The sequence below is a fragment of the Aeromicrobium sp. genome, assembly GCF_025965075.1.
Lineage (GTDB): Bacteria > Actinomycetota > Actinomycetes > Propionibacteriales > Nocardioidaceae > Aeromicrobium.
In genome coordinates this window covers 1-5,287 of record NZ_JAOPXQ010000002.1, presented here as the reverse complement: position 1 = coordinate 5,287, position 5,287 = coordinate 1, and the positions used below count along the sequence as shown (strand labels likewise).

General features: G+C 73.0%; 6 protein-coding genes. All 6 read left to right on the top strand.

The features are described 5' to 3' along the window. The coding region (locus JWQ91_RS00060; protein ID WP_297779128.1) for an acetylornithine transaminase at positions 1-1,161 on the top strand (1,161 nt) is incomplete at its 5' end. Continuing rightward, positions 1,158-2,105, top strand: coding sequence for an ornithine carbamoyltransferase (gene argF / locus JWQ91_RS00055; protein ID WP_297779125.1), 948 nt, complete (start codon positions 1,158-1,160; stop codon positions 2,103-2,105). The genes JWQ91_RS00060 and argF, both read left to right, overlap by 4 nt. Before the next feature lie 13 nt (positions 2,106-2,118). Continuing rightward, positions 2,119-2,634: an arginine repressor gene (locus tag JWQ91_RS00050; protein WP_297779124.1), complete on the top strand. Its 516-nt coding sequence runs from the start codon at positions 2,119-2,121 to the stop codon at positions 2,632-2,634. Next, positions 2,631-4,049 (top strand): argininosuccinate lyase, encoded by a 1,419-nt coding sequence (argH, locus tag JWQ91_RS00045; RefSeq protein ID WP_297779122.1) that lies wholly within the window; start codon positions 2,631-2,633, stop codon positions 4,047-4,049. The genes JWQ91_RS00050 and argH overlap by 4 nt, the downstream gene beginning before the upstream one ends. A gap of 43 nt (positions 4,050-4,092) precedes the next feature. Next, positions 4,093-4,713 carry a peptidylprolyl isomerase gene (locus tag JWQ91_RS00040; protein ID WP_297779119.1) on the top strand — a complete coding sequence of 207 codons (621 nt, stop codon included), beginning with the start codon at positions 4,093-4,095 and terminating at the stop codon, positions 4,711-4,713. Further along, positions 4,710-5,279 carry a DNA-3-methyladenine glycosylase gene (locus JWQ91_RS00035; protein ID WP_297779131.1) on the top strand — a complete coding sequence of 190 codons (570 nt, stop codon included), beginning with the start codon at positions 4,710-4,712 and terminating at the stop codon, positions 5,277-5,279. Before JWQ91_RS00040 ends, JWQ91_RS00035 begins: the two co-directional genes overlap by 4 nt. The last annotated feature ends 8 nt before the right edge of the window (positions 5,280-5,287 follow it).

The window sequence follows — 5,287 nt, the reverse complement described above, 5'->3', positions numbered from 1 at the left end:
TCGACCTGGACCGACCGCTACGAGGGTGCGCTCATGAACACGTTCGGCACGCCGGCGCGGATGCTGGTGCGGGGCGAGGGCGCGTACGTCTGGGACGACGCCGGCACGGAGTACCTCGACCTGCTGGCCGGGATCGCGGTCAACGCCCTCGGGCACGGCCACCCCGCGATCGTCGAGGCCGTCACCCGCCAGCTGACGACGCTGGGCCACACGTCCAACTTCTTCGCGACCGAGCCGCAGATCGCCCTGGCCGAGAAGCTCGTGGCACTCGTCGGACAGGACGCCCGGGTCTTCTTCAGCAACTCCGGCGCCGAGGCCAACGAGGCGGCGTTCAAGATCACCCGCCGCACCGGCCGCACCCGCATCGTCGTCGCCGAGGGATCGTTCCACGGCCGCACGATGGGCGCGCTGGCGCTGACCTCCAAGGAGGCCTACCGCGCGCCGTTCGAGCCGCTCCCCGGTGACGTCACGTGGGTGCCCTACGGCGACGCGGCGGCGCTGGAGGCCGCCGTCGACGACACCGTCGCGGCGGTCCTGCTCGAGCCGATCCAGGGCGAGGCCGGCGTCGTCGTCCCCCCGGAGGGCTACCTGCAGGCCGCGCGGGACATCACGACCCGGCACGGCGCCCTGCTGTGGATCGACGAGGTGCAGACCGGCATGGGACGGACCGGTGACTGGTTCGCCTACTCCGCGTCCGGCATCGTCCCCGACCTCATCACCCTGGCCAAGGGGCTCGGCGGTGGCATCCCGATCGGCGCGTGCCTCGCGGTCGGCGCCGCCGGCAGTCTGCTGCAGCCCGGTAACCACGGCACGACGTTCGGCGGCAACGCCGTCGCGACCGCCGCGGCGCTCGCGGTCATCGCGACGATCGAGTCCGACGACCTGCTCGGCCACGTCACCCGGGTGGGGGACCAGCTGCGGCGCGGCCTCGCGGACCACCCACAGGTCACCGACGTCACCGGGCGGGGCCTGCTGGTCGGCATCGTGCTGCGCGAGCCCGTCGCCGTCGAGGCGCAGAAGGCCGCGCTCGCCGCGGGCCTGATCCTCAACAACGCGACCCCCGACCGCCTGCGCCTGGCCCCGCCGCTGATCCTCAGCGAGGACCAGGCCGCCGATGCCGTCACCGGGATCCGGGCGGTCCTGGACGAGGTCTCGGCATGAGCGGACAGCTGCGGCACTTCCTGCGCGACGACGACCTGAACCCCGACGAGCAGGCCGAGGTCCTGGCGCTCGCCGCCGCGATCAAGGCCGATCCCTACGCGCGCAAGCCGTTGGCCGGCCCGCAGACCGTCGCGGTCGTGTTCGACAAGGCGTCGACCCGGACCCGGGTCTCGTTCGGTGTCGGCATCGCCGATCTCGGCGGCAGCCCGCTGATCCTGGACTCCGGCACGACCCAGTTCGGACGCGGCGAGTCGATCGCCGACACGGCCCGGGTGCTGGGCAGCATGACCAGCGCGATCGTCTGGCGGACGTACGCCCAGGCGGGCCTCGAGGAGATGGCGGCCCACGCCGGGGTGCCGGTCATCAACGCCCTGAGCGACGACTTCCACCCGTGTCAGATCCTCGCGGACTGGCAGACCGTCCTGGAGCGCAAGGGCACCCTCGCGGGCCTGACCGTGGCCTATCTCGGTGACGGCGCCAACAACATGGGCCACTCCTACCTGCTCGGCGGGGCGACCGCCGGGATGCACGTCCGGATCGGCGCGCCCGAGGGCTATCAGCCCGATCCGCAGATCGTCGCGGACGCGGCTCAGATCGCGGCCGGGACCGGGGGATCGGTCACCGTCACCGACGATGCCGCCGCGGCGGTCGACGGCGCCGACGTCGTCATCACCGACACCTGGATCTCGATGGGCCAGGAGGCCGAGAAGGAGGCCCGGCTCGCGCTGTTCGGCGACTACTCCGTCACCGCCGACCGGCTCGCGCTCGCGGCGCCGGACGCGATCGTCCTGCACTGCCTGCCGGCCTACCGTGGCGTCGAGATCTCCTCGGAGGTGCTCGACGGGCCGCAGAGCGCGGTCTGGGACGAGGCGGAGAACCGCCTGCACGCCCAGAAGGCCCTGATGGTCTGGCTCCTGGCCACCTCCTCCGAGGGACGCCCCTGATGAGGGGGACGGCATGAGCACGGCGGACACCAAGACCGCACGCCAGCAGCTCATCGTGGAGCTGTTGTCCCGCAACGCCGTGCGCTCGCAGGGTGAGCTGGTCGAGCTGCTCGACCAGCAGGGCGTCAACGCGACCCCGTCCACGGTGTCCCGCGACCTCGTCGAGCTCGACGCCGTCCGCGTGCGGCACGGCGGCTCGGGCCTGATCTACGCCGTGCCCGGCGAGGGCGGCGACCGTCGTCCCCGGCCCGCCACGGACCGCTCGGCCTCGCAGGCGCGGCTCGCCCGCATGTCCCGTGAGCTGCTCGTGGCGGCCGAGGCCTCGGCCAACCTCGTCGTGCTGCGCACGCCGCCGGGTGCCGCGCAGTACCTCGCCTCCGCGATCGATCACTCCGACCCACACGACGTCATCGGCACGATCGCCGGCGACGACACCGTCGTCATGATCTGCCGTGACCCCGACGGCGGCGAGGCCGTCGCCCAACGCTTCACGAGCCTGGCCGGCTCGTCACCCAAGGAGAACCAGTGACCGACCCCGCAGCCCCGTCAGCCGAGAGCACCGAGAACACCGCCCTGTGGGGCGGCCGTTTCGCCTCCGGACCGTCGCCCGAGCTGGTCGAGCTGTCCCGGTCGACCCACTTCGACTGGCGGCTCGCGCCCTACGACCTGGCCGGGTCCCGGGCGCACGCCTCCGTCCTGCAGGCCGCGGGCCTGCTGAGCCGCGACGACCTCACGACGTTGGTCCGGGGGATCGACGAGCTCGCGGCCGACGTCGCGTCGGGCGCGTTCGTCGCCCAGCCGGGTGACGAGGACGTGCACACCGCGCTGGAGCGCGGCCTGCTGGAGAGGCTCGGCGCCGACCTGGGCGGCCGGCTGCGGGCGGGACGCTCGCGCAACGACCAGATCGCCACGCTGTTCAAGATGTACCTGCGCGACCACGGCCGGCAGGTTGCGGCCCTGGTGACCCAGCTCGTCGAGGCGATCGCGGCCCAGGCCGAGACCCACCTCGGCGTGGCCATGCCCGGGCGTACGCACCTGCAGCACGCCCAGCCCGTCCTGCTGTCCCACCACCTGCTGGCACACGCCTGGCCGCTGGTGCGGGACCTCGACCGGCTCGCCGACTGGGACGCACGGGTCGCGGCCGACTCGCCGTACGGCTCGGGGGCCCTGGCGGGCTCGTCGCTGGGCCTCGACCCCGAGAAGGTCGCCGCGGACCTCGGCTTCACGGGCTCGACCGCCAACTCGATCGACGGCACCGCCGCCCGCGACTTCGTCGCCGAGTTCGCGTTCGTCACGGCCCAGATCGGGGTCGACCTGTCCCGGCTGGCCGAGGAGATCATCATCTGGAACACCAAGGAGTTCGACTTCGTCACGCTGCACGACGGCTACTCCACGGGGTCGAGCATCATGCCGCAGAAGAAGAACCCCGACATCGCCGAGCTCGCCCGCGGCAAGTCCGGTCGCCTGATCGGCAACCTCACGGGCCTGCTCGCGACGCTCAAGGGGCTCCCGCTGGCGTACAACCGCGACCTGCAGGAGGACAAGGAGCCGGTGTTCGACTCGATCGACACGCTCGAGGTCCTGCTGCCGGCGTTCGCCGGGATGGTCGCCACGCTGACGTTCAACACCGAGCGGATGCAGGCCCTGGCGCCGCAGGGATTCGCGCTCGCCACCGACATCGCCGAGTGGCTGGTCCGCGAGGGCGTGCCGTTCCGGGACGCCCACGAGATCTCCGGCGCGTGCGTCCAGGCGTGCGAGCAGCGGGGGATCGAGCTGTGGGACCTGTCCGACGACGACTTCGCGGCGATCTCCCCGGCGCTGACGCCCGGTGTGCGGGAGGTGCTGACCGTCGAGGGCTCGCTCGCCTCGCGCAGCTCCCGGGGCGGCACGGCCCAGGTGCGGGTCGCCGAACAGCTCGCCGAGCTCCGCTCCCGCCTCGCCTGAGGGCACGGCCGGCCGGCGTGGGGCTGCTCGATACGCTCCCCGCATGCGTTCTCGACTCCTGGCCGCCTCGGCCGCCGTCCTGCTGACCACCCTGCTGACCGCGTGCGGCGGCTCCGACGACCAGGCCTCGGCCGGCGCCGGCACCTGCAGCTACAAGAAGGCCCCCGAGCCGGGCAAGGCGGCCGAGCTGCCGCCGAGCGAGCCGAAGACCGTCGACGCCCTGACCATCGCGACCAACCGCGGCAGCATCAAGGCGACCTTCACGCCGGACTCCGCGCCGTGCACCGTCAGCTCGTTCGCCTCGCTCGCGGGACAGGGCTACTTCGACGGCACGAAGTGCCACCGTCTGGTCCCGGGCTTCGTGCTGCAGTGCGGCGATCCCTCGGCCACGGGCAGCGGTGGCCCCGGCTACAGCTTCGCCGATGAGCTGACCGGCAAGGAGACCTACCCGGCCGGCACCCTCGCGATGGCCAACGCCGGCCCCGACACCAACGGTTCGCAGTTCTTCATCGTGCTCGCCGAGGCCCAGCTCCCGCCGGACTACACGGTGTTCGGCACGGTCGACACGACCGGCCTCAAGGTCGCGCAGCAGATCGAGAAGGACGGCAACGCTGCCGACGGCGTCGCCCCGGCGAAGGACGTCATCATCGAGAAGGTCGCCTGACCGTCGACGGCCCGGGGACGGTCGACGAGCTCGCCCGCGGGCTCCTCGGCCGGACCCTGCACGGCCACGGCGTCGCGGTGCGGATCACCGAGGTCGAGGCCTACGGGGGAGTCCACGACCCCGCGTCGCACGCCTTCACCCGTACGCCCCGCAGCGAGATCATGTACGGCCGCGCGTGGCGGTTGTACGTCTACCGGTCCTACGGCATGCACCTGTGCGCCAACGTCGTGACGGGCCCGACCGAGGAGGCCTCCGCGGTCCTCGTCCGGGCGGGGGAGGTCGTGGACGGGATCGAGCTCGCGCGGACGCGCCGCCCCGGGGTCACGGACGTGCAGCTCGCCCGGGGCCCCGGCAACCTCGCCCGGGCGCTGGGCCTGTCGCTCGACGACCTGGGCACCGACCTGTTGGGACCCGACGGCGTACGCCTGGGGGACCCGCCCGCGACGGTCCCGGAGATCAGCGCCGGACCCCGGGTCGGCGTCTCGAAGGCCGCCGACGTGGCGTGGCGGTTCTGGGTCACCGGCGACCCGACGGTGTCGGCGTACCGCCGCAGCCCACGCGCCTGACCCGGGCG

Bases quoted from the DNA above. Each gene is read 5' to 3' on its own strand.
- argF (WP_297779125.1), top strand. From the start codon at position 1,158: ATGAGCGGACAGCTGCGGCACTTCCTGCGCGACGACGACCTGAACCCC.
- JWQ91_RS00050 (WP_297779124.1), top strand. From the start codon at position 2,119: ATGAGCACGGCGGACACCAAGACCGCACGCCAGCAGCTCATCGTGGAG.
- JWQ91_RS00040 (WP_297779119.1), top strand. From the start codon at position 4,093: ATGCGTTCTCGACTCCTGGCCGCCTCGGCCGCCGTCCTGCTGACCACC.